Origin of the sequence: Megasphaera sueciensis, assembly GCF_050219315.1 — a bacterium.
GTDB classification, from domain to species: Bacteria; Bacillota; Negativicutes; order Veillonellales; family Megasphaeraceae; genus Megasphaera_A; species Megasphaera_A sueciensis.
The window spans coordinates 1,647,281-1,672,682 of record NZ_CP116939.1 but is presented as its reverse complement, the minus strand read 5'-3'; the positions used below and the strand labels follow the sequence as shown (position 1 = coordinate 1,672,682).

Here is a 25,402-nt window from a genome sequence, read left to right as displayed (position 1 = left end):
TATGGTTGAAGGATTGAAAAAAGTACTTGTTATCGGGTCCGGTCCTATTATTATCGGGCAGGCTGCAGAATTTGATTATGCTGGTACCCAGGCTTGCCGAGCTTTGAAAGAAGAAGGACTGGAGGTTGTCCTTATCAATAGTAATCCGGCTACAATTATGACAGATGAAGATATAGCTGATCGTGTATATATTGAACCGATTACACTTGACTTTGTAACTGAAGTTATTTCCAAGGAACGTCCGGAAGGATTACTGGCTACATTGGGGGGACAGGTAGGCCTTAATATGGCAGTGGAATTAGCTAAAGCCGGCGTTCTCGATAAATATAATGTACAACTTTTGGGGACTAGGCTGAGTGCTATCCAAGAAGCAGAGGATAGAGAACTTTTTAAAAAGGCTATGAATGAAATTAGTCAACCCGTTCCGGAAAGCGATATTTTTGAAGATGTTGATGCAGCAATTGATTTTGCGGATCGCATTGGATATCCGATTATTGTTCGACCGGCATATACGTTGGGCGGCACCGGCGGAGGAATTGCTCATGATGAAGACGAACTGTTCATGATTGCCACACGTGGAATCAAACTAAGCCCCATCAATCAAATTTTGGTAGAACGCTCTGTGGCCGGCTGGAAGGAAATTGAATATGAAGTTATGCGTGACAAAGCGGATAACTGTATTATTGTATGTAATATGGAAAATATTGATCCCGTGGGTATCCACACGGGAGATTCCATTGTTGTAGCACCTAGTCAAACCTTGAATGATTTACAATACCAGATGCTTCGGACGGCTTCACTGGCAATTATTCGTCATCTTAAAATTGAAGGGGGCTGCAATGTACAGTATGCATTGGATCCTAATTCGAACAATTATTATGTTATCGAAGTGAATCCACGGGTCAGCCGTTCATCCGCATTAGCTTCAAAAGCGACAGGGTATCCTATTGCCAAGGTAGCGGCTAAAGTTGCTACCGGATTGACTTTAGATCAGATACCCAATGCTGTTACAGGAAAAACAACAGCCTGCTTTGAACCCACATTGGATTATGTAGTCGTCAAATTTCCTCGCTGGCCTTTTGAAAAATTTGCACTTGCCGATCGTATCTTAGGCACACAGATGAAGGCAACTGGTGAAGTCATGGCATTAGATCGTACATTTGAAGGGGCGCTGTTGAAGGCCGTGCGTTCTTTAGAAATCGGCGTCAATTATTTAAGTTTGAAAAAATTGGAATCCCGGTCCCTTGTCGATATAGCCGAAGCCTTGAAGAAAGCGGACGATGAACGAATTTTTGTTGTTGCACAAGCGCTGCGGCTAGGTATCAGTGCTGAAAAGATTCACTATATCACCGGGTATGATATGTGGTTTATTCATAAATTGAAAAATATTGTTGATTTAGAACATCAGCTGCAGCTAAAAGGGCTTACGGAAGAAAACATAAAACTAGCAAAACGGTATAGCATGCCAGATGCTGTTGCGGCGCAATTTGCCAATGTAACGGAGGATGAAATACGAGCATTCCGTGATGCTATGGGCATTTATCCTACGTTTAAAATGGTAGATACCTGTGCGGCTGAATTTGAGGCAGCCACTCCTTATTATTATTCCTGCTATGCAGAGGAAGATGAAGTTAAGACGCTGGGGAAGAAAAGCGTCGTTGTCATTGGTTCAGGACCGATACGAATTGGACAAGGCATTGAATTTGATTATTGTTCCGTTCATTCCGCATGGGCTTTGCGCAAGGCGGGGATGAACAGTATTATTATAAATAATAATCCGGAAACGGTTAGTACGGATTTTGACACATCTGACAGTCTTTACTTTGAACCACTTACGGTGGAAGATGTAATGGCAGTTATTGAAAAAGAAAAACCGGTTGGGGTTATCTGTCAGTTTGGTGGACAAACAGCAATTAATTTAGCAGCTCCGTTGGCAAAACGAGGGGTAAAAGTTTTAGGGACTTCCGTGAATGGCATGGATATGGCTGAGGATAGAGAACGATTTGATGAATTATTAGCCAGTCTTGACATTCCACGTCCGGCAGGATGTATTGCCACCAGCGATGAGGAAGCTATGGCTGTGTCCAAGAAACTAGCTTTTCCTCTTATTGTTCGTCCTTCCTATGTATTAGGCGGTCGAGCGATGGAAATTGTATATAATGAAAAAGAGTTAGAAAGATATTTGAAGGAAGCTGTTATTGCTTCTCCAGACCATCCCATTTTGATTGATCGGTATATGGTTGGACGCGAAGTAGAAGTTGATGCAATTGCAGATGGTATAGATGTATTCATTCCGGGAATTATGGAACAAATTGAACGAGCCGGGGTGCATTCGGGTGATAGTATTGCGGTTTATCCGCCACAACATCTAAGTCAGCATATTATGGATCAGATCGTTGATTATACGATCCGTATTTCGTTAGCGCTTCAGGTAAAGGGGAGTGTCAATATTCAGTTTGTTGTATCTAATAATGAATTATATATTATTGAAGTGAACCCTCGTTCCAGTCGTACCGTTCCCTTCTTAAGCAAGGTAACACATGTGCCTATGGTAGAATTGGCGACACGTGTAACTCTGGGTGAATGTTTAAAAGACATGGGATTTACGACCGGATTAATGCCGAATAAAAAGCATGTAGCCGCCAAAGCACCGGTATTTTCTTTTAGTAAAATCGGTCTTGCAGAAATTGCTTTGGGACCGGAAATGAAGTCTACCGGAGAAGTCATGGGAATTGGGAAAACATATTCTGAAGCCCTTTATAAGGCTGTAAACGGTGCTAATATGAGAATCCCTGCCGGCGGTACGATTTTAATGACTGTAGCCGATAGAGATAAGGAAGAATCTGCAGTATTGGCAAAAGGATTTATGGACTTAGGATATCATATTATGGCGACAGAAGGGACGGGTAAATTTTTCCAAGAAAAAGGAATTAATGTTGAAATTGTTAATAAACTTCATGAACAGGGAAAAAACTGTGCTACGGTCATTCGCGGCGGCAAAGTGGATTTAGTTGTCAATACCTTAACGGCGGGCAAACGTCCTGAAAGAGATGGTTTTAATCTGCGTCGCATGGCGGTAGAACTAGCCGTTCCTTGTCTGACTTCATTGGATACAGCAAGGGAAGTGCTGCGGGTATTTGCCAATAGAGGCAAAGAAGGTTATCATCACGTGGCAGCGCTGCAGGACTACGATATGGAGGCATGAAAAATGGCAGGCATAAAGCAAATTGGGACTATTATTTATAATGAACCCGTTGCACAGTCTGTATATAAAATGGTAGTAAATGCACCGGACATTGCCAAAGCGGCAGTGCCCGGTACGTTTGTGCATTTTGGACTGATGCAGGATTCATCACATATATTGCGGCGGCCTATTTCGTTAGCGGAGACTGATAGCGAAAAAGGTACGATTACTATTATATACCGTCTGGCTGGTGAAGGAACAACCTGTATGAGCCAATTGTCGGCAGGGCAAGTTATCGACTGTCTGGGGCCTTTGGGAAGAGGTTTTACCCCTTCCGATAAACCGGCTATTCTTATTGGCGGAGGGGTCGGAGTGGCTCCGCTGCTTTTCTTGGCATCAAAACTTAAAAAAGAAAATGTGACAGTGATTATTGGCGGTAAAACAGCTTCCGAATTGTTTTGGACGGATATGTTTGATGTGCAGAACATAGTGACGACTACGGATGATGGATCAGCCGGGAAGAAAGGGGTTGCTGCAGATGTTTTGGCAGAGCTTATTCAATCTACTGGAGCGGCTATGGTTTATACCTGCGGTCCGACTCCGATGGTGAAGAAGGTCGCGGAAATTGCCAAAGCTTGCCGTATTTCCTGTGAAGTATCGCTTGAAGCTTATATGGGATGCGGCACAGGCGGTTGTTTAGGCTGCGTTATTGATGGCCGCGGCGGCAAACGCTATAAAGTCTGTCATGATGGCCCGGTTTTTGCTGCAGAGGAGGTGTTCTTCCGTGCTTGAAACGGTTTTGTGCGGTGTATCAATGAAAAGTCCGGTTATCGCGGCATCGGGAACCTTTGGATTTGGTCTTGAATATGCCGATTATTTGGATTTAAATACAGTGGGAGCTATTTCCGTAAAAGGGTTGTCCTTGAAACCGCGGCGTGGTAATGATGGAAGACGTATTTGTGAAACTCCTTCTGGCATGTTGAACTGCATTGGACTGGAAAATCCAGGAGTGGAATCTTTTATTAACGATATATTGCCACAATTATCCACATACGATGTTCCTATTATGGCCAACATATCTGGAAGTGATATTGAGGAATACGGAAAAATGGCGGCTCTTCTCGATATCGAGGGAATTGATTTTTTGGAAGTTAATATTTCCTGCCCTAATGTTAAAAATGGCTGTTTAGCTTTTGGAGTAGACCCAGTAAGTGCGGCACAGGTAACAAGAATAGTGAAGGAAAATACGCACAAGCCGGTAATTGTCAAATTGACGCCGAATGTGACCGATATTGTATCGGTAGCCGTAGCGGTTGAAGCCGCGGGGGCTGATGGTATATCACTGATTAATACACTTCTTGGCATGGCTATTGATGTTGATACATGGCAGCCATTCATGGGGAATCGTTTTGGCGGCTTATCTGGTCCTGCGGTTAAACCGGTGGCTGTACGTATGGTTTATCAGGCAGCGCAGGCCGTGCATATTCCGATTATTGGCATGGGCGGCATTATGAGTGGTCGTGATGCTGCAGAATTTATGCTTGCTGGAGCTAGTGCGGTATCTGTTGGTACGGCCACACTTTGCAGCCCGACGGCTATCGTCGATATTACCAAAGAATTAGAACAGTATGGTCAAGGTAAAGGACTGGTTAATATTGGTGAAATTGTAGGACAATGTAAATAATAAGGAACAATATATGTTGAAAGACCCTTTCCATTCTTCACATTCTATATCCTAATAAAAGAAAATAAGTGCATTTATAAACAAAGAGAACTTCGATTGTTTAATTTGTCCGGGATATATGAATTGTTGTTGATTTGAGAGGGTTTTTATTATGACATATATTCTTTCTTATATTAAAAAATATGTAAAATTTTTGCATAAATCCAACATAAATCTTGACAAAGGATTAAAATACATATATAATGTATAAAAATTCAAATACTATTTGGATTTATTTTTCAGACACAAAGGAGTGTTGAATGTGAAGACAAAGGTGTTTATTGACGGCCATGAAGGTACAACTGGCTTGCGGATACATGAACGGTTGAGCAAGCGCGGCGATATTGAATTAATTTCAATTCATGAAGAACTGCGCAAGGATACAGACGAGATTAAGAAATGTCTGGCTGCTGCCGATATCGCTTTCCTTTGTCTTCCGGATGCAGCTGCCATAGAAGCTGTATCTCTTGCAGAAGGCAGTACGGTTCGTATTATTGATACTTCAACAGCCCATCGTACAGCGGCTGGGTGGACTTATGGATTTCCTGAACTTTCGAAAGAACAGTATATACAGATTGCAGGAAGCAGTCGCGTTGGCAATCCGGGATGTCATGCCAGCGGTGTTATTTCTGTGGTTCAGCCGCTTCGAGATATTGATCTTATGCCGGCGGATTATCCTGTAACGGCGTTTTCTCTGACTGGATACAGCGGCGGCGGGAAAAAAATGATTACACAATATGAAGAAGGCGAAAAAACGGAGGAGCTTTTAGCGCCGCGTCAATATGGTCTCGGACAAAAGCATAAACACTTAAAAGAAATCGTTGATATATGCGGACTTTCGCAGGCTCCCATATTTTCTCCTATTGTTGATGATTACTACAGTGGGATGGAAGTGACGATTCCCATATTTACAAAATATCTTAAAGGGACTCCATCTTTTAAAGATGTATGGGAAATATATGCAGCGCATTATGAAAATTGTCCATTTGTTCATGTTTTGCCATTTGGTGAAGATAAAGGTGGTTTTCTTGCAGGTAACGGCAAGTCTGGGTACGACGATATGGAAATTATCGTGACAGGTAATGAGGATCGTCTGGTTATTCATTCTATTTTTGATAATTTGGGCAAAGGTGCTTCAGGCGCTGCCATTCAAAATATGAATATCATGATGGGCATTGATCCGGCAACGGGATTAAAATTAAGTAAATAATAAAGTTGATGACGTACAGGAGATGAGAGTATGGAACAGGGAAATGGCAGTATATGTGCCCCGGTAGGATTTTTTGCAGCTGGAACATACAGTGGTGTTTGCAATTGCCGCATACAGTTAGATTTGGCAATGATTCTTAGCCAAAATGATTGTTCCATCGTAATGGAAAGTTCTTTTGGAAATTGGCAGCACACAGGGCGAGTTTTGTTATATCATAACGGCTTAGCTCTGCCACCAAGCGGCAGGGGAAATGAAATTACTGCAGAAGTGTGTAAAGCTGCTGCAGAACACACGAATATTCCGGCCCAAGCGGTATCGCTTGCTGCAACGGGTATAAGCAATCAATACTTCCGACCCTCTCTCTTGATTAACAGCATTAGTACGCTAACGACATCCCTTTCACCTGAACATGATCATCTGGTAGAACGTGTAATGCAAAATGGCGGTGATATTGTAAGCGGTGCAGTATCTTTATCTGCGTCAGGCAGTAGTTATACGCTGGGCGGCATCATGACGGAAGAGGTCCAGGGCAATCCGGGTATGTGCCTGATGACGACTGATATGGCAGTTACACCGCAGCAAATTCAGCAAGCTATTCGCAGCAGCAAGGACTGCTTTGATCTGCAAGGATATACCATTATTGTTATGGCAAATGGGATGGCGGCAACGGGGGGCAGCAATAGCGAGCTCCTTGTTCAGGCTATGCGCTGTTTTATGGCAAAAGACGGCATTCATGCTGCACTTAAAGAGTGCAGTTGATTTATGAATGCAATTTTATTTAAGGTATCATTACAATTTCATATATAGGTAAGGTCATATTTTCTATCCAATTTCAAACAGATGTGGTACAATAAATCAGTTTTTCATATAGGTTGATTTGTTGTACCACATCGCATTCAACCACAAACTAGGGAGGAGATACAAGGTAATGAACAAAAAGGAACAAGTACAGGAAGTCATCGCACAGGCAGGAAAAGCTGTGACTAATGCGCAGAAAGCGCAGATTCTGATGAATGCGCTGCCGTACATCAAGCAGTACAGCGGCAAGACTATTGTTGTCAAATATGGCGGCAACGCGATGCTGAATGAGGACTTGAAGAAAGCTGTTATGGGGGATATCGTTCTTTTGTCACTCATTGGAGTTAAGGTAGTTCTTGTCCATGGCGGAGGTCCGCATATTGCAGAGGTCTTATCCTGGGTAGGGAAAGAGTCGAAATTTGTAAACGGGTTGCGAGTGACGGATGAAGATACCATGAAAATTGTTCAAATGGTGTTGGCCGGTCAAGTTAACAAGGATTTGGTTAATTTAATTGGCATGATAGGCGGTAAGGCTATTGGACTATGTGGATTGGACAGTCAGATGATAAAAGTGAAGCAACTGGACAAGGAATTGGGACTTGTAGGCGATATTACGGACGTTGATGTATCTTTAATCGAGGATGTTCTTTCTAAAGGGTATATACCTGTTATTTCTACGATTGGAACAGATGCAGAAGGACAAGCTTACAATATCAATGCCGATACGGCAGCGGCTGAAATTGCAGGGAAACTGAATGCCGAGTGTATGTTGTCCATGACAAATATAGATGGTGTTCTGCGTGATAAGGATGATCATACTACATTGATCAGGAAAATATCACTGGGACAAGCCGATGAATTGGAGCGGCAGGGAATTATAGCCGGTGGAATGATACCGAAAGTACACTGCTGTACAGATGCCATTCGGGCGGGTGTTAAAAAAGTATTTATTATTAATGGCACGGTACCTCATGCGATTTTAATTGAGATGCTTACAGAAGAAGGGTTAGGGACTATGTTTGTCAGCCCCCAATATGAACAGGAAAAATTATAGGAGGTGCGTTGGGATGGATTACAAAGCGTTAGATAAGGAATATATCGTTAATGTTTACAATCGGCTTGATGCAGTAATCGACCATGGCAAAGGGGCTGTATTGTATGATGTAAATGGCAAAGAATATATTGATTTAAGTGCCGGCATTGCTGTTAATATTTTTGGCGTTTGTGATGATGTTTGGAAAAATGCAGTTATTTCCCAACTTAATACATTAAGCCATATTTCTAATGTATTCTATACAGAACCGCAAATAATTTTAGCGGAAAAGCTTTGTAAAAAGACGGGTATGAAAAAAGTGTTTTTTTCAAATTCCGGAGCGGAAGCCAACGAATGTGCTATCAAGGCAGCTCGAAAGTATTCTCATGATAAATACGGTAATGGACGCTATACCATTATTACATTAAAAAATAGTTTCCATGGGAGGACTATGGCAACATTAACTGCTTGTGGACAAGACTCTCTGCATGAAGATTTTGGGCCATTTCTGGATGGTTTTGTGTATGCTGATGCTAATGATTTTAATTCTGTTGTGAAACTCGCTGAGGAAAATTCGGTTTGTGCTATTATGATGGAGGTAGTGCAAGGCGAAGGGGGAGTAAAACCATTGAATCCGACGTTTGTTCACCAGGTCAGCGAGTATGCCAAAGCACATGATATTCTCGTCATTATTGATGAAGTGCAAAGCGGCAATGGCCGGACCGGTGCGTTATATGCCTATATGAATTATGGCATTCATCCTGATATCGTATCAACGGCAAAAGCGATTGGCGGAGGACTTCCTATGGGCGCGACACTGTTTGCTGATACGACGCAGTACACCTTGACGGATCATACGCATGGATCCACTTTTGGCGGGAATCCTATTTGTGCAGCCGGTGCGATTACCATTATTGATCGTCTTGATGATGCTTTTTTAGCTGAAGTCAAAGAAAAAGGATTGTATATTAAAAAGGAACTGGAATCCTGCAAAAATGTAGAATATGTTTCAGGTATGGGATTAATGATTGGGGTAAAATTGAAAAAAAACCTCATGGATGTTGTTAACGAGTGTATTGATAAGGGCGTTCTCGTTCTTACGGCAAATGGACTTCTGCGTCTTTTACCGCCGCTTAACATACCCATGGACGTATTGAAAAAAGGGATTGCCATTATTAAAGAGGTTATTGAAGCATAACCTTTTGTTGTTTGGAAATATATAGCAGTCAAGCAAATCGGCGCAATTGCTGAAGTATGGTTACTTCAGCAATTGCGCCGGTTTTCAATTAGTAAAGATATAAAGACGGTACTTGTACACGATGTTAACGCTGGTAAAGTATGTTACATATCAAGACATGTGCAACGATAGTTAATCATGTAGACTATTTGATACATTGTGTGTGTTATGGCACGTATGTTTATATTTTTCTTGCTATTAGAGATATTTTTGCTTACAATTAGTTTGAGTTAAAAATTCAAAAGAAAAGGTCGCGGATAGATAGGAGTATAGCCAATGAAACATTTGAAAATAGCGTATAGTTTTGATGTACAATATTATTTTGTAGACAGTGATCGGGAAATAGTCCCTATTGAACAGACCGATTTCACCGATATTGCCGTTGCCGTGGTATCGGATCAAGACTTTGATTATATTGATAAGATTGACGCTGCCGGTTTTGGAGTACCTATTATGGTGATTATGCCGGGAGGAGAAAAGATGCCTTCCCAGTATGTGGATAAGGTAGATTGTGTAATTACAGAAGAGATGGTTAATAAGAGCCGATGCATTGAGATGGCGGAACGCTTGGCAAGTAATTATGAACAACATGTGCTGCCTCCCTTTTTTGCAGATCTTGTGGATTATGTCAGTGAAAAAAATAATCCGTTTGATTGTCCGGGACACCAAGACGGAGAATTTTTTAAAAAACATCCGGCAGGGCGATATTTATATGATTTTTATGGCCCCCATATTTTCCAATCGGATATTTGCAATGCTGATGTTACATTAGGAGATTTGCTGATTCACGAAGGGCCGGCACTAGAAGCACAAGATTTTGCGGCAGAAGTATTTCATGCTGATAAGACATATTTTGTCCTGAACGGAACGTCTTCTTCGAATAAAGTTGTGACTAATGCGCTTTTGACCCCGGGAGATCTTGTGCTTTATGATCGCAATAACCACAAATCTGTAGCATTGGGAGCGTTGGTACAGGCGGGAGCGACACCGGTATATTTAGAAACGGCGCGTAATCCCTACGGATTTATTGGCGGTATTGACGACCATTGTTTTAACGAAATGTATCTCAGAAAACTGGCAGCTGAAAGAAATCCGGAAAAAGCGAAACAAAAACGTCCTTTCCGTTTGGCTGTTATTCAGCTGGGAACATATGATGGCACACTGTATAATGCACGATATGTGGTGGATAAAATCGGGCCTCTCTGCGATTATATTCTCTTTGATTCTGCCTGGGTAGGATATGAACAGTTTATCCCCATGTTGCGGGACTGCAGCCCTTTGTTATTGCATTTAACACCGGAGGACCCGGGTATTATGGTGACGCAGTCTGTTCACAAGCAACAAGCCGGTTTTTCACAGGCTTCCCAGATCCACAAAAAAGATAGTCATATTAGTGATCAAGAACGGTATTGCAATCATAAGCGTTTTAATAATTCTTTTATGGCGAATGCCTCGACGAGTCCGTTTTATCCGATGTTTGCAACTATTGCTGTCAATGCAAAAATCCATTCGGGCGATGCGGGACGTAAAATGTGGAGGGATTGTGTTAAGATGGGCATCAAAGTCCGTAAAGATATTTTGCGGCGCTGTGAATATATTAAACCTTTCATATCTCCTATTGTACATGGAAAGCGCTGGCAGGATGGGGATACGGAGGCGATGGTTGATGATTTGGCTTACTTTTCCTTTGAGCCAGGAGCTAAGTGGCATGCTTTTGAGGGATATGGACCCGGGCAATATCTAGTGGATCCTTGTAAGCTTTTACTTACCACTCCGGGAATCAATCCGGAAACAGGACAGTATGAAGAATTTGGCATTCATGCTAATATTTTAGCAACTTATTTGCGTGGGAATGGCGTTATTCCAGAGAAATGTGATCTTAATTCTATTTTATTCTTGTTGACGCCGGCAGAAAATAAAAATAAACTACGTTTCCTCACATCACAACTTGTACGTTTTGAACGCTTTATTGAAAAGGATGTTCCTATGGAGGAAGTACTTCTTGGTGTGTATAATTTGCATCCGGCACGTTATGCAGGATATCATATACGGCAGCTTTGTCAGGAAATGCATGATTTTTATAAGGACCGCAATGTTAAAGATTTGCAAAAGAAATTATTTCGCCGGGAATATTTTCCGGAATATGTTATGAATCCGCAAGCGGCACAATATGCTTTTATTCGCGGACAAAGCGAACTTGTACCATTATCTGAGATAGAGGGGCGTATTGCGCTTGAAGGAGCCCTCCCGTATCCACCAGGGGTCCTCTGCGTTGTACCTGGAGAACGTTGGTCACAAACTGCTGTGCAGTATTTTCAAACACTGGAAGAAAGTATCAATATTCTTCCAGGCTTTGCTTCGGAAATTCAAGGCGTATACCTTGAAAAAGAAGACACTAAAACAAAAGCTTACGGATATGTATTGACAGAAAAAGCGGAAAAAGATATATTAAAGAAATAAAAATAAAAGCCGTTCATTATATACAAACTAATGAACGGCTTTTATTTTTATTCAGGACAGACAGGAATCTTATCATTTTATAAAATAGATAGCATAGCATTATCAGAAACTGGGAAGAATAGCTCCCTTATATTTTTCTTCGATGAATTTTTTGACTTCCGGTGATTGCAATGCCTTTATCAGTTTTTGAATTTCGGGACGATTGATGTCTCCTTCACGGACCACGAGAATGTTGGCATATGGAGAATCTTTTGATTCCAGATATAATGCATCTTTTAAAGGATTAAGATTTGCTTCCATAGCGAAGTTTGTATTAATGACGGCAATATCTACATCACTTAAGGAACGGGGAATTTGTGCAGCGTCTAGCTCAACAAACTGAAGTTGTTTTGGATTATTTGTAATATCTTGTACTGTTGAAGTAATGTTATCTTTGTCTTTTAACGTAATAAGACCGGCTGATTGAAGTATGAGCAATGCCCGGCCGCCATTGGTTGGATCATTTGGAATCGCTACTTTGGCATTGTCGGGAAGGTTCTTTAAATCCGTGATTTTCTTTGAATATACACCCATCGGTTCCAAATGAACTTTGCAGGCTTCTTGAAGTTTTAGACCATGTTCGGCATCGAATTTGTCCAAGTATGGTTTATGTTGAAAAAAGTTAGCATCTAGTTCTTTGTCGGCAAGAGCCAAGTTGGGTTTTACATAGTCCGTGAATTCAACGATTTTTAGATTTACTCCTTCTTTTGCAAGTAATGGTTTGATTTCGTTGAGAATTTCACTGTGAGGTACCGGTGTAGCACCGACGGTGATGGTGACATTTTTGGAACCGTCTTTGTTGTTCTCGGGAGTGCTGCTGCCGCAGCCACTGGCAAGGAGCGCTAGTGACAAAAGAGTTGTAGCAGCTAGAAAAGTGAGTTTTTTAAATTGTTTCATGCATGATTCCTCCTAGGGGGATAGATTTGACACCGAGCTTTTTCCATAAAAATAACCTCTTTCCCAAAAGAGAAAGAGGCATGTAAAACGTATCTTTATCTCTCGGAATTTCTTCCGCAGGAATTGGCACCGTGTTATCGGTTGCCGGGCTTCATAGGGCCAGTCCCTCCGCCTCTCTGGATAAAAGCATCTGTAATTGTCTTATAAACGAGTATATCATGAAAAAATAAATTGTCAAGAAAAAAAATTTTTTGACATGGTTACTGTTTACAGGTACAATACGTAAGTATGGAAGACTGCGGATGCTCTTGAAAGGAGCTTCGCTATATGTTAAAAAAAGGTATGCAGATTGGATTATTATTATTCGGCATTTTCTTTGGTGCCGGAAATCTTATATTTCCCCCGTCCCTCGGCTTTCAAGCGGGGAATCAGTTTATGCCGGCCATTATTGGTTTTATTGTAACCGGAGTTGGCATGCCTGTTATTGCACTTATTGTGGGAACTTTTAATCCCGGTGGTTTCCGTGCGGAAATGAATCGTAAAATTTCACCGTTATTTTCTTTACTTATACTTTCTCTTATTTATTTATCTATTGGGCCGTTAATGGCGATACCTCGTACAGCAGCGACATCATTTTCCGTTGGCATTCTCCCTATTGTAGGTAATGGAACTTGGCAACTGGCTGCTTATACTATTCTGTATTTTGGATTGGCGTGGTGGCTGGCTATTACACCCTCTAAATTATTATCGCGCGTCGGTAAGGTGTTAACCCCGATTTTTGCAATTATGATTATTCTGCTTTTTACTTTGGGGCTGACCGTTTTTACGACGCCGGAATTGGCGATTCCCATCGGTAAATACGCCGAAGCAGCTTTTGGCAGTGGTTTTATCGAAGGGTACAATACAGTAGATACACTGGCATCTTTTGCTTTTTGTATTATTGCGTTGAATACGTTGAAGCAATTGGGTTTTAATTCAATGAAAGAATATTATACCAGCGTGTGGTCTGCCGGTATATCCGTGGCAGTGCTTATGTCGGTTTTATATATGGGACTGGGGTTCTTAGGAAATCATTTTCCTATTCCAGCAGCAGTGTACCATGATCCGGCGGTCAATATTGGTGCATATGTATTGACGCAGGCTTCGTATGAGCTGTTTGGCAGCATAGGTGTATGGTTTTTGGCGGTTATGGTAGTTATTACTTGTTTTACGACCTCCGTTGGACTTATTACATCTGTTGCAGAATTTTTTTCTCAGGAATTTCCCATTATATCATATAAACAGTATGTTACTATATGTTCTTTGGTAAGCTTGGCAGTGGCAAACTTGGGACTGAACCAAATTATTAAAGTGTCCCTGCCGATGCTGTTGTTCTTGTATCCTATTGCTATTTCTGTTGTGGTATTGATTATTGTCAATAAATTTGTACTATTGTCTCGTATAGGTATGAGATTAACCATAACCGTAGCAGCAGGTATTGCGGTAATTGATATATTGAATCAATTTGCTCACCTTGCGTGGGCACAATCTTTTATATCCATGCTGCCTTTGGGTACAAGCGGGCAAGGGTGGATTGTTCCGGTTATTGTTTGTGTTTTTCTTTCTCTTATACTGCCGCATAAGATCAGCGGTGATGTGGAAAAAGTCATAGATATTTAAAACTAAGGTGAGAGAGCTCCGTAGGTTTTCCAGTTAAAACTATTGACATACGTTAAAAATCAGGTATAATTATAAGTAACTTAAAATAAATCGATGAACGAAACGAGTACATACAAAACGACAGTTGCAGCGAGCCGATGACAGTGAGAGTTCGGTACAGGTCAATGAATGGAATGGATTCGGGAGATGCGGCCTGAACGGGAACAAGTAGGGCACGACGGTGTATTTCCACCGCTATCAAAGAAACGTGTATCGCTTAGGCCGTACATGTAAAGCCGGACTAATCATAGTCAATTGGGGTGGCACCGCGGAAGAATTATAAGCCTTTCGTCCCTTGCTTAATAAGCAAAGGATGAAAGGCTTTTTTTGTATAAATAGGAGGCTGAGATAATGGAACATATTGCGGATATTTCAATATTAGAATTTCATCACAGACAAGGTGGTCAATATAGATGGATTACGGTGAGTACATTGCTTTTAGCGATAGCGACTATTCTTCGTCTGGTATCTCCGAGTGTGGCTGGGTTTACTCCTAATTGGGCGATTGCGATGTATTGTATCGCGATTCATCTGACTAAGCCTACATATAAGCAATCCTTCGGTATTGGCATGGTATATGCTTTCGTTGGAGTTCTTACGTCCAAGGCGGCATTTCCCTACGGGGATTTCATTAGTGAGCCGGTTGCGGCGTTGCTTTGTTGTTTTGCAGTAAAACATTTGGATATCATTAAGTGTAAAGGGCATACGGTTCTTCCCGCTTTTACGGGATTGATTTGTACCATCATTTCCGGAACCATATTTTTAACAACTTTTAAATTAGCGTTGAATATTCCAGATTCAGTTTTTTTTAATGTGATGCTCCCGGCAGTATGCATTATAGGCCTTATCAACGGAGTGACAACCCCGGTATTGTATTATCCGGCAGAAAAATTGTTTGCCATGAGAGGAATCATTGACGTCAAATCAGAAGAAATGGAAGTATCCGATCATAGCCGATTTAAGTTAAGTCCATTGCGTGAAGGACTTATTTCTATGGAACATTTATCTTATACCTATAATAAAAAGAGTAAACCGGCATTGGATAATATTAGTCTTTCTATCCATCAAGGGGATTTCCTTGTCATTACAGGTGAAAGCGGAAGCGGCAAAAGTGCTTTGTGCATGGCGATGTCTGGAGCCATTCCACATTACTATGGAGGCGTTATGAAAGGAATGGTCTTTGTAGATAACAAAGCGACAACGCAAGTTAGTATTGCTGATCTTGTTTGTCATGTAGGCATGATGTTGGATGATTATGATAGTCAGTTGGTAGCAATGACGGTAGAAGAAGAAATCGCATTTAGCTTGCAGAACCAGGGGATTGCTCCGAACAAGATAGAAGAAGCAATCGAACATGCGTTAACAAAGGTCAAACTTACAGCGTATCGAAAACGTGAAATCAGTAAACTTTCGGGAGGACAAAGACAACGTTTGGTTATTGCGGGAGTTTTAGCTACCAATCCGGATATTTTGGTGTTTGATCAGCCGACATCTGCACTTGATCCGGAAGGAACACGGGATTTTTATCAATTATTGCACGATTTAAATGTTAATTACAAACATACTATAATTGTGGTAGAACATACATTGGAGGCTGTTTTGCCGTATGCGAACCGCCTGATTCTTATACAGAAGGGACGTATTGCTTGCGATGGGGACGTAGTGACAACGCTGCGTTTTATGTATGAAAACAATATATACGCAACGGCGGTTCCACAAGTGTTTGCTTGTCAAATGACGCTTGAGAAAGCAGGGTGCAATGTCGGAGATATAGCATGGCTTGATTTGGATACCGCTATAAATAGTTTAAAGCAGTGTTGCCCGAATGGAGGTAGAATAGCATGTTAGAAATGAAAAATGTTAATTTCGATTATGGTAATGGTGTTCCTATATTAAAAGAGGTAAATTTAACTATCGGTGAAGGCGAATTTATCGGCCTGGGCGGACGTAACGGCTGTGGAAAAACAACGGTTACGCGGTTGCTGATGGGATTAGAAAAACCTGTGCAGGGAGATATTCTTAAAGATGGGAAAAGTATTATTAAGCAGGATGCTTCTATACGCAGCCGGTTTATTGGCTATGTGTTCCAACGCCCGGAACGGCAAATGTTTCGTCCTACCGTAGCACAGGAAATTGCCTACGGTCCACAGCAATTAGGGATGACAAAAAAGGAGACCGGAGAAGCCGTTGCAGAGGCTATGGAGGCAGCCGGGCTGCAGAAACTGGCATACGCATATCCGCCGAATTTGAACCGTGGGGAAAAACAAAGAGTGGCAATCGCTTCAGCATTAGCTATGCATACGCAATATCTGATTCTTGATGAACCAACCAGCGGTCAGGATAGTGCGGAAAAGGAAAAACTTATGATGCTGCTTACAAAACTTAATGACGCCGGATTGACGATATTGCTTATTACACACGATATGGATATTTTGGCGCAATATTGTAAACGTGTTATTGTTATGGGGCATCAAACAAAATATTTTGATGGGACCCCTCAAAAATTATTTACCGAATGCGATGAATTAATGGATTTAGGATTGACTAGGCCGCAGTCTGTTACCTTATCGATGGCTGTTGCGGGAATGAAATATTGCAAATCCATGGCTGAATTTCAAGATGAAATGATAAAAAGATTAGGAGGAAATGCATGATGATTAAAAACATGGTACCTGTAACAAAATTAATTGCGACGTTTGCATTTTCTTTTTGGGCGCTTGTCATGCATACTACAATACCGCTGATTATTTTGGTTGCGGCAGAGTTATTGATACTCGCGGTTTGCGGTAATTTACAGCGTAACAGCAAAGCCGTAGGCAGTCTTGCTGTTTTTGCTGTTTTTCTTGGGTTTGTCCAGCTTTTAGGCGGCGGTTCCGTAGAATCGGCTTATGTTACGGGGCTGCGTATGATGGCGATGACTGTTGTTTTTATTATACTTTTGACCACAACGCGGTTACAAGATTTGACAGCGGCGATGGTTACACAAATTAAGATTCCTTATGAATATGCGTTCATGTTTACAGCAGCACTCCGTTTTGTTCCCGATTTTATTGCTGAAAGTAAAGCTGTGCAAGAAGCACAAGCTTGCAGGGGACTTTCCGTAAAGGGAAATGTGTTTAAACGCATGATTAATTATATGAGTGTTATCCAGCCGCTTATGTTAAAATCGTTAAGTCGGTCAGAAACAATGGCTCTCAGTTTAGAATTGCGCGGTTTTGGCAGTCAGCAGCGTCATAGTTTTATGAGTAATGTACAACCAAACGCGATGGATTATGGCCTGATCGGGGGTATGATACTTATCAGTGCCGTTGTTATATATTTGCGTATTCATGGTATCGTATAAGGAGTCGGCAGATGATACAAATACATGATATTTCTAAATTGGAATTTCATCATAGGCAGGGTGGGCAATTTCGTTGGATTACAATTAGTACATTGATGTTGGCAATCGGCACCATTCTCCACCTTGTCTCCCCAAGTGTGGCAGGGATTACTCCTAACTGGACGATTGCTACGTATTGCGTAGCAATTTGCCTGACCAAGCCTACATATAGGCAGGCGTTGGGAATCGGCCTGGTAGCTGCGCTTGTTAATGTTCTCACCTCTAAATCGGGATTCCCCTATGGGAATCTTATCAGTGAACCTATTGGAGCGTTATCCTGTGCTTTTATAGTTCATCATTTTTCGTTTCTTCGTTTCAGGGGACATTCTCTGTTGCCTGTGATAACGGGAATTATTTCAACCTGTCTTAGTGGAGGCGTATTTGTTACCATTTTGAAATTTGTCATGGATTTACCCATGGTTGTATATACCGCCGGAATGCTTCCTCTGGTAGGTGTTATTGGTCTGCTTAATGGAATTGTTACGCCGGTTATGTATTATCCGGCTTTGCGGCTTTTTGTATCCCGCGGAGTTTTGGATTCCTTAGAAGAACAGATGGTCATTTCTGATCATAGCCAATTTGATTTAAAACCGGTACAGGAAGAACTCATTTCGCTTGAACATGTATCTTATATATATAATAAGCAGAAGATACCTGTTTTGAATGATATCAATCTTAATATCCATGAAGGTGATTTTTTGGTTATTGCCGGAGAAAGCGGCAGTGGTAAAAGTTCTTTATGTATGACGTTGACGGGAGCGATTCCTCATTACTTTGGCGGAGTTATGAAAGGCATGGTATATGTAGATGGCAAGGCAACAACGCAGACGACGATTTCTGATTTAGCATGTCATGTAGGCATGATGCTCGATGATTATGATAGCCAGTTGGTAGCTATGACCGTAGAGGAAGAAATTGCATTTAGCTTGGAAAATCAAGGAGTAAATCCGAAAATAATCAAAGAAGCGATTACCTCTGCGCTGGATAAAGTAGGTCTTACAGAATATCGTACGCGAGAATTGAGCAAGCTTTCCGGCGGTCAGCGGCAGCGTTTGGTGATTGCGGGTGTTTTAGTTACTAATCCAGATATTTTAGTATTTGATGAACCGACTTCAGCATTGGATCCGGAAGGAACAAATGCTTTCTATAAACTGATTCATACGCTCAATACACGGTATGGTCATACGGTTGTGATTGTAGAACATACCTTGGAAGCGGCACTTCCTTATGCCAATCGAATGGTACTTATTGATCACGGCCGTATTTTGTGTGATAGTGATGTAGAAACAGTATTGCGTTATATGTATGATACACATATTTATGTTTCGGCAATTCCTCATGTTTTTGCTTGTCAGTTAAATTTGGAAGAGATGGGGTATAATTTGGGAAGCGCATGGCTTTCAACGGAACTAGCTGTACAGGAGCTTCAGGAAGTACAATAAGTGTGTATTAATTAAAAACACTGTGGTTTTAAAGTGTAGTGACCCCATAAAGTTAGACCTAACCGTAGTAGCATTTATTGCTGCTACGGTTTTTATTATGCTGCGACATGACGTAACCGATAGTTTACCGGACTTAACCAGCCAAGCTTTGATTTGATTCTACGGTTGTTATAATAGATGATGTATTTCTCAATTGCTTTTTGTAACTCTTCGAAGCTGTGATATGTACGGCCATAATATAGTTCCTGTTTTAAGAGTCCAAAGAAATTTTCCATCACGCTATTGTCAAGGCAGGTTCCCTTTCGGGACATGCTCTGATAAATCCGTTCTTCTTTTAAGCGACTAACATATCCTCCCATTTGATAGGCCCAACCCTGGTCGGAGTGAAAGGTCCGGCGATAAGGACAGTCGCCGGTTACCTCAATGGCCCGTTCCAAGGCAGACATGATTCCCTGTGATGACGGGCGTTTCGTAAAGCTGAAGCTGATAATCTCACGATTGAATAGATCCAGGAATGGATCAAGGTACGCCTTACGTGTAATGATGGTTCCTTTTGTGTCGATCTCATAATATTTAAATTCTGTCGTATCCGTGGTGATTTTCTGATGTGGGATACAGGTGTCGAATCGTCGGCGCAGACGGTTAGGCGCGACGCGGCCCACGGTTCCTTTGTAGGAATTATACTTACGGTTTTTGTGTATAAATGACGTAACCTGCAGCCCCAGCTTCTGAATCAGTCGTTGTACACGTTTTCGATTGATGAGAAGGCCCTCTTCATGCAGTTTCCCCCAGATACGACGATAACCAAAGTCCTTATCACTTTTACGGATGGCTATAATCTTTGCTTCTATATCTGCATCTGGAGAAGGCAGATCGAAGCGCTTCTGCCAGTACATATACGTTGCCTTGGGAAGCTTGGCAACGGCAAGGATATCTTTTAGTTTGAATGATCCTCGGAGACTGTGGATGATCCTTGCTTGTTTTTCTGCGCCTCTTCCGCTAAACGCAGTCTCCTCACTTCTTTTAAATATGCTACCTCAATTCGTAATTTGAGATTTTCTTCCTCGAGTTGTTTAAGTCTCTCCGTCTGCGCTTCTGGTGATGCTGGGTGGATAGTTGATTTATCTGACACCTTCGATCTCCTGCCTTTCCGTTGCGGTTTGAGGCCATCTACACCAACCGCACGATAACGCTGAACCCAAGAGGTTAGCATACTTGGCGTATGTATACCTAGCGAAAGAGCTAACTCGTTGTAAGATGACTCTGTACTTAGATATAACTCTACCGCATGTTGCTTAAATTGAAAAGAGTATGTTTTCTTCTGGCGTGACCGTTGAAGAGCTTGTGAACCGTTTTCACGATACACGGCAACCCATTCTCTGAGAACTTTGTTGCTAGGAATATGATACTTCTTTGATAATAGCATATAGCCTAATTTTCCTTGCAAATACTCGTTGACAACTTTCATCTTAAATTCAAAACTATATTTTGCCATAAAAAGCTGACCCCCATAAGCTAGATTTCTAGGTCTAACTTATGGGGGTCAGTACAAATTTTTTTGAAACCACAGTGTTTTTATTTTTTTTCAGATATTTTTCCAGCAATAAATTCTCGTAAACCACAGACGTGAACCATCATTGAATTATAGGCACTCACAGGATCTTTGTTAATGATAGCATCTATCGTTTTTCGATGGTAAATGAAAGTATTGCTGTCACGAAGAGCATCAGAAGTAGCAATAATTGTTTTTTTAACGGACATATGGAGAATATAGGATAAATTAATAAGAATTTTATTGCCGCTGGCTTCGCTGATTAACTTGTGCAGTTGAATATCTTCTTCTTCATAGGGCTGTTTTTGTGAAATAAGATTTTCTACAATCTTACATTGTCGTTTTAGGTTTTCGCATTGTATTGCTGTAGCATTCATAGCGGCCAGCATAGCGGTTCGAGGTTCTAGCATAGTGCGTACGTCAAGAAGATCAATTGCTAAACGGTCATCATCATAGATAAAGGTTAGACCTAGAGGGTCATCAGGAATACCTCTTTTTGGAGAAATAGAAGCACCAGAACCTTGCCGAATTTCCAGAATATTCCGGGCACTTAATATTTTTATAGCTTCACGAATGGTTGAGCGACTTACTTCTAAGCGTTCCATTAAATCTGTTTCTGTAGGCATACGATCACCAGGCAGCATTTGATTTGATGTAATAAATTCTATAATTTGTTTTGCGGCTTGTTCGGACATAGAAATACTTTTTTTGCCTGTATTCATAATAGGAACCTCCTAGGTAATGGTTAGCTTGTTTAATTTTCATGTATCACATACATTATATCATATAAAAAAATACAATTCATCATATAAATTATATAAAAAACACATATTATAAAATATAAATTGAAATAAATTATACATTATGCTATGATATTATCAAAATTCATCATATAAATTAATAACATACATATGATGAAAATTCGTTTCGAAAACTGTAATGAAAAATCAGGCATGGAGTTTTAATCGGGTAGAAAGGAAGTAACGAGAATGAAAATTTATGTTACCGATTATGATTATCCTTCATTGGATATTGAGAGAAGCGAAATACAAAAAATTAATGCACAATTTATACCGACACAAAGCCATACAGCAGAAGAGGTAATTGCTAATTGTCGAGATGCGGATGCACTACTTAATCAGTATACTATTATTACGAACGAAGTAATGGAAAAGTTAACACGGTTGAAAGTTATTTGCCGTTATGGTGTGGGGATAGATTCGATTGATATTGAAGCAGCTTCGGCACATGGTATTTGTGTTGTTAATGTTCCGGATTATTGTATAGATGAAGTATCGAATCACGCTATTGCACTTATAATGACTTGCTGGCGTAAGATTGCTTATTTGAATACCTGCATCCGAAGTGGGATCTGGGATTATACCGTTGCAAGACCTTTGCATAGGTTTCGCGGATGTAAATTAGGTATTGTGGGGTTTGGCAAAATAGGACGTGAGGTAGCACGTAAAATGCAGCCTTTTGGTTTGAAAATTATGGCCTATGATCCGTATTTTGATGCCGGGGACATGACTAATATGGGAGTCACTTCTGTTCCGTTTTTTTGGTTACTTCGTGAAGCTGATATTATTTCTGTCCATACACCGCTTACGGAGGAAACTTTCCATTTATTTAATGAGGAGACTTTTACTGCTATGAAAGAGACAGCGATATTTATTAATACCTCACGGGGGGCTGTTGTCGAGGAGGTCGCTTTAGTACACGCCTTGCAACAAAAAAAGATAGCCGCTGCAGCGATTGATGTATTGGAACAGGAACCAATTAATCAAGGAAATCCGCTAGCAGCTATGGATAATGTTGTATTGACACCGCATTTTTCTTGGTATTCTGAGGAATCGGAAAAAGAGCTCAAACATAAAGTAGCAATGGGAGCTTGCGAGGTTTTGCTTGGTAAGATTCCTACCTATTTAGTTAATAGAAACGTATTGGAAAATATATCCTTACGTTAATTTATTTTAAAGCTATTTTAAAGCTATTATTACGATTTATACTATTTTAAAGGAGGAGTGTTTTATGGATATTCGTTATTCAACAGGCCCGGAAGATTTTAAAAAATATACAACTGAGGAAATTCGCCGCGAGTTTCTTGTAGAAACGATCTTCAAACCGGATGAAGTAATTGCTACGTATTCACACGTAGATCGCATGGTGACAGTGGGGTGTATGCCCGTTAAGGAAGTTGTTCCTTTAGATAAAGGAATTGATTGTTGGAAGAATTTTGGTACGCATTATTTTTTGGAACGTCGAGAAATTGGAATTTTTAACGTGGGTGATGAAGGAAAAATTGTTGCCGATGGCGTGACATATACAATGGGATATCAAGATTGTATTTATATTGCTATGGGTACTAAGAAAGTTACTTTTTGTTCTGAAAATCCGACAAAACCAGCAAAATTTTATATGGTATCTGCACCGGCTCATAAATCTTGTAAAACGCAATTTATTTCTATTAAAGATGCCAATAAACGTCCCTGTGGGTCTCCAGAGTTAGCCAATGACAGGGTTATTAATCAATTTATTCATCCGGATGTAGTTGAAACGTGTCAACTATGCATGGGTATGACGTCATTAAAACCGGGTAGTGTTTGGAACTCTATGCCTTGTCATACCCATGAACGCCGTATGGAAATTTATTTTTATTTTGAAATTCCAAAAGATCAGGCTGTCTTCCATATTATGGGTCAAGGACAAGAAACACGACATATTGTTATGCATAATGAACAAGCTGTTATCAATCCATCGTGGAGTATTCATTGCGGTTGTGGTACTCACAATTATATTTTTATTTGGGCCATGGGAGGCGAAAATAAAGAATTCGATGATATGGACCACATTAAAATTGAAGATATGAAATAATCAACCTTATATTATCATTAACTTATGGAGGTCATTATTATGAAGATTTTACAAGGCGTAAAAAAAGTTCCTGGCGGTTTAATGCTTGTCCCATTATTGCTGGGTGCACTTTGCCATACTTTTACTCCCTGGGCCGGGAAGTATTTCGGATCCTTTACTAATGGTTTAATTACTGGAACCGTTCCTATTTTGTCAGTTTGGTTTTTCTGCATGGGAGCCAGTATTAACTATAAATCTGCTGGTACAGTTTTACGTAAGTCAGGTACGATTGTTATAACAAAAATTATTGTAGCATGGATTGTGGGCTTTATTTGCGTGATGTTTATGCCGAAAGGTATGATACAAACAGGATTTTTTGCTGGACTGTCAACACTTGCTATCGTTACTTCTATGGATATGACTAATGGGGGTTTATATGCTTCCCTTATGCAGCAATATGGCACGAAAGAAGAAGCAGGTGCTTTCGTTTTAACTTCTATTGAATCTGGACCACTTGTCACAATGATGATTTTGGGGAGTACCGGTGCAGCTTATTTTGAACCTCATTTATTTATTGGGGCTGTACTTCCTTTTATTATTGGGTTTGCACTTGGTAATCTTGATCCTGAACTGAGAGATTTATTTAGTCCGGCGGGCACTATTATGATACCCTTCTTTGCATTTGCACTTGGTAATACAATCAATTTAGCCGTTCTCGGACAAACAGGCTTGTTAGGAATACTTTTGGGACTTGGTGTTATTGTTGTAACCGGTGTGCCACTTATTCTTGCAGATATTTTTGTCGGCGGCGGTCATGGTGGTGCAGGGTTGGCCGCTTCCAGTACTGCTGGAGCAGCTGTTACGAATCCGCTTATTGTGGGTCAGATGATTCCTGAATTTCAACCGATTGTTCCAGCAGCTACAGCGCTTGTTGCTACCAGCGTAGTGGTAACTTCTATTGTTGTTCCGATTATTACTGCTTTTTGGTGTAAGAAGTTTGGTGGTATGACGGGTGGTAACAAGTCTGCTGGTGAAAAGATTTGATTTTGTTTTTAACTAGTGTGAAGGAGGTGCTTTTTATGAACTATTTAAACCAGTTTTCCTTAAAGGGAAAAGTGGCATTGATAACCGGAGGTTCCTATGGTATTGGTTTTGCTATTGCTAGCGCATATGCTAAAGCTGGTGCGAAAATTGCCTTTAATTGCCGCAGCCAAGTACACTTGAATCAAGCAATGGAAGAGTATAAGAAAGCAGGTATTGAAGCTCACGGCTACATTGCAGATGTTACTGATGAAGACTGCGTTGCAGAACTTATCACCGAAATTAAAAATACATTGGGCTCTATTGATATATTGGTCAATAATGCTGGTATTATTAAACGTATTCCTATGTGTGATATGACGGTAGAAGAATTTCGGAATGTTGTTGATATAGATTTGGTAGCGCCCTATATTGTAGCTAAGGCCGTTATTCCTGATATGATTCAAAAAAGACATGGTAAGATTATCAATATTTGCTCAATGATGAGTGAATTGGGGCGTGAGACTGTTTCAGCATATGCGGCAGCCAAGGGTGGATTGAAAATGTTGACACGTAATATTTGTTCTGAATTTGGTGGTCAGAACATTCAGTGCAATGGATTAGGGCCTGGCTATATTGCGACACCGCAGACGGCTCCTCTGCGAGAAAAACAAGCGGATGGGTCGAGGCATCCTTTTGACAGTTTTATAGTATCTAAAACTCCGGCGGGACGTTGGGGGGTTACGGCTGATTTAGAAGGCCCTGCTATTTTCTTAGCGTCTGAGGCTTCGAATTTTGTAAATGGACAGATACTATATGTTGATGGAGGAATTCTGGCATATATAGGCAAACAACCGTAAAAAGAGTATAATGA

General features: G+C 40.8%; 20 protein-coding genes, 1 riboswitch and 1 other annotated feature. Of the genes, 17 read left to right on the top strand and 3 right to left on the bottom strand.

Annotation, left to right across the window (positions count from 1 at the left end; all coding sequences use genetic code 11):
* Position 1: 1 nt before the first annotated feature.
* From carB to speC, 8 genes are all read left to right on the top strand, one after another.
* The gene (gene carB, locus NXG62_RS08060; RefSeq protein WP_427111936.1) at positions 2 to 3,205 is read left to right on the top strand and encodes a carbamoyl-phosphate synthase large subunit; all 3,204 of its coding nucleotides are present in this window, start codon (positions 2 to 4) and stop codon (positions 3,203 to 3,205) included.
* A 3-nt stretch (positions 3,206 to 3,208) separates the two neighbouring features.
* Positions 3,209 to 3,976: a dihydroorotate dehydrogenase electron transfer subunit gene (locus NXG62_RS08055; RefSeq protein WP_427111934.1), complete on the top strand. Its 768-nt coding sequence runs from the start codon at positions 3,209 to 3,211 to the stop codon at positions 3,974 to 3,976.
* A complete protein-coding gene (locus tag NXG62_RS08050; RefSeq protein WP_427114260.1) occupies positions 3,930 to 4,868 on the top strand; it encodes a dihydroorotate dehydrogenase in 939 nt (312 codons plus the stop codon). Before NXG62_RS08055 ends, NXG62_RS08050 begins: the two co-directional genes overlap by 47 nt.
* 301 nt (positions 4,869 to 5,169) lie before the next feature.
* The gene (gene argC, locus NXG62_RS08045; protein WP_427111933.1) at positions 5,170 to 6,117 is read left to right on the top strand and encodes an N-acetyl-gamma-glutamyl-phosphate reductase; all 948 of its coding nucleotides are present in this window, start codon (positions 5,170 to 5,172) and stop codon (positions 6,115 to 6,117) included.
* A gap of 30 nt (positions 6,118 to 6,147) precedes the next feature.
* Positions 6,148 to 6,876 carry an arginine biosynthesis protein ArgJ gene (locus NXG62_RS08040; RefSeq protein WP_427111932.1) on the top strand — a complete coding sequence of 243 codons (729 nt, stop codon included), beginning with the start codon at positions 6,148 to 6,150 and terminating at the stop codon, positions 6,874 to 6,876.
* 169 nt (positions 6,877 to 7,045) lie between these two features.
* Positions 7,046 to 7,969, top strand: a complete 924-nt coding sequence (argB, locus tag NXG62_RS08035; protein ID WP_427111931.1) for an acetylglutamate kinase — start codon at positions 7,046 to 7,048, stop codon at positions 7,967 to 7,969.
* Between the two features lie 13 nt (positions 7,970 to 7,982).
* The gene (locus tag NXG62_RS08030) at positions 7,983 to 9,146 is read left to right on the top strand and encodes an aspartate aminotransferase family protein (protein ID WP_427111930.1); all 1,164 of its coding nucleotides are present in this window, start codon (positions 7,983 to 7,985) and stop codon (positions 9,144 to 9,146) included.
* Between the two features lie 315 nt (positions 9,147 to 9,461).
* Positions 9,462 to 11,645: an ornithine decarboxylase gene (speC, locus tag NXG62_RS08025; RefSeq protein WP_427111928.1), complete on the top strand. Its 2,184-nt coding sequence runs from the start codon at positions 9,462 to 9,464 to the stop codon at positions 11,643 to 11,645.
* A 102-nt stretch (positions 11,646 to 11,747) separates the two neighbouring features.
* On the opposite strand, the gene NXG62_RS08020 is transcribed toward speC, so the two are convergent.
* Positions 11,748 to 12,581, bottom strand: coding sequence for a MetQ/NlpA family ABC transporter substrate-binding protein (locus NXG62_RS08020; RefSeq protein WP_427111926.1), 834 nt, complete (start codon positions 12,579 to 12,581; stop codon positions 11,748 to 11,750).
* Positions 12,582 to 12,673: 92 nt separating this feature from the next.
* Positions 12,674 to 12,768: riboswitch (SAM riboswitch) on the bottom strand.
* A 140-nt stretch (positions 12,769 to 12,908) separates the two neighbouring features.
* On the opposite strand from NXG62_RS08020, the gene brnQ reads away from it, so the two are divergent.
* The 5 genes from brnQ to NXG62_RS07995 all read left to right on the top strand — a co-directional run bounded on the left by brnQ (position 12,909) and on the right by NXG62_RS07995 (position 19,103).
* On the top strand, positions 12,909 to 14,240 hold the full coding sequence (gene brnQ / locus NXG62_RS08015) for a branched-chain amino acid transport system II carrier protein (protein ID WP_427111924.1): 1,332 nt from the start codon (positions 12,909 to 12,911) through the stop codon (positions 14,238 to 14,240).
* A gap of 84 nt (positions 14,241 to 14,324) precedes the next feature.
* Positions 14,325 to 14,578, top strand: a binding site (T-box leader).
* Positions 14,579 to 14,630: 52 nt separating this feature from the next.
* Positions 14,631 to 16,127 carry an energy-coupling factor ABC transporter ATP-binding protein gene (locus tag NXG62_RS08010; protein WP_427111922.1) on the top strand — a complete coding sequence of 499 codons (1,497 nt, stop codon included), beginning with the start codon at positions 14,631 to 14,633 and terminating at the stop codon, positions 16,125 to 16,127.
* On the top strand, positions 16,121 to 16,933 hold the full coding sequence (locus tag NXG62_RS08005) for an energy-coupling factor ABC transporter ATP-binding protein (protein WP_427111920.1): 813 nt from the start codon (positions 16,121 to 16,123) through the stop codon (positions 16,931 to 16,933). The genes NXG62_RS08010 and NXG62_RS08005 overlap by 7 nt, the downstream gene beginning before the upstream one ends.
* 2 nt (positions 16,934 to 16,935) lie before the next feature.
* Positions 16,936 to 17,622, top strand: a complete 687-nt coding sequence (locus tag NXG62_RS08000) for an energy-coupling factor transporter transmembrane component T (RefSeq protein WP_427114259.1) — start codon at positions 16,936 to 16,938, stop codon at positions 17,620 to 17,622.
* 11 nt (positions 17,623 to 17,633) lie between these two features.
* Positions 17,634 to 19,103 carry a tryptophan transporter gene (locus NXG62_RS07995; RefSeq protein WP_427111918.1) on the top strand — a complete coding sequence of 490 codons (1,470 nt, stop codon included), beginning with the start codon at positions 17,634 to 17,636 and terminating at the stop codon, positions 19,101 to 19,103.
* A 95-nt stretch (positions 19,104 to 19,198) separates the two neighbouring features.
* Here the strand turns inward: NXG62_RS07995 and NXG62_RS07990 are convergent.
* Positions 19,199 to 20,598 (bottom strand): IS3 family transposase gene (locus NXG62_RS07990; RefSeq protein ID WP_427111916.1). Its coding sequence is split into 2 segments (ribosomal slippage): positions 19,199 to 20,104 and positions 20,107 to 20,598, totalling 1,398 coding nucleotides; the frame shifts between segments, so codons are not numbered across the junction.
* An 80-nt stretch (positions 20,599 to 20,678) separates the two neighbouring features.
* The gene (locus NXG62_RS07985) at positions 20,679 to 21,377 is read right to left on the bottom strand and encodes an FCD domain-containing protein (protein ID WP_322351567.1); all 699 of its coding nucleotides are present in this window, start codon (positions 21,375 to 21,377) and stop codon (positions 20,679 to 20,681) included.
* Between the two features lie 267 nt (positions 21,378 to 21,644).
* On the opposite strand from NXG62_RS07985, the gene NXG62_RS07980 reads away from it, so the two are divergent.
* From NXG62_RS07980 to NXG62_RS07965, 4 genes are all read left to right on the top strand, one after another.
* Positions 21,645 to 22,622, top strand: a complete 978-nt coding sequence (locus tag NXG62_RS07980; RefSeq protein ID WP_322351631.1) for an NAD(P)-dependent oxidoreductase — start codon at positions 21,645 to 21,647, stop codon at positions 22,620 to 22,622.
* Positions 22,623 to 22,686: 64 nt separating this feature from the next.
* Positions 22,687 to 23,529 carry a 5-dehydro-4-deoxy-D-glucuronate isomerase gene (gene kduI / locus NXG62_RS07975; RefSeq protein WP_322351566.1) on the top strand — a complete coding sequence of 281 codons (843 nt, stop codon included), beginning with the start codon at positions 22,687 to 22,689 and terminating at the stop codon, positions 23,527 to 23,529.
* Between the two features lie 39 nt (positions 23,530 to 23,568).
* Positions 23,569 to 24,552, top strand: coding sequence for a 2-keto-3-deoxygluconate transporter (gene kdgT / locus NXG62_RS07970; RefSeq protein ID WP_427111915.1), 984 nt, complete (start codon positions 23,569 to 23,571; stop codon positions 24,550 to 24,552).
* A gap of 35 nt (positions 24,553 to 24,587) precedes the next feature.
* Positions 24,588 to 25,388 carry a gluconate 5-dehydrogenase gene (locus tag NXG62_RS07965; protein ID WP_427111914.1) on the top strand — a complete coding sequence of 267 codons (801 nt, stop codon included), beginning with the start codon at positions 24,588 to 24,590 and terminating at the stop codon, positions 25,386 to 25,388.
* The last annotated feature ends 14 nt before the right edge of the window (positions 25,389 to 25,402 follow it).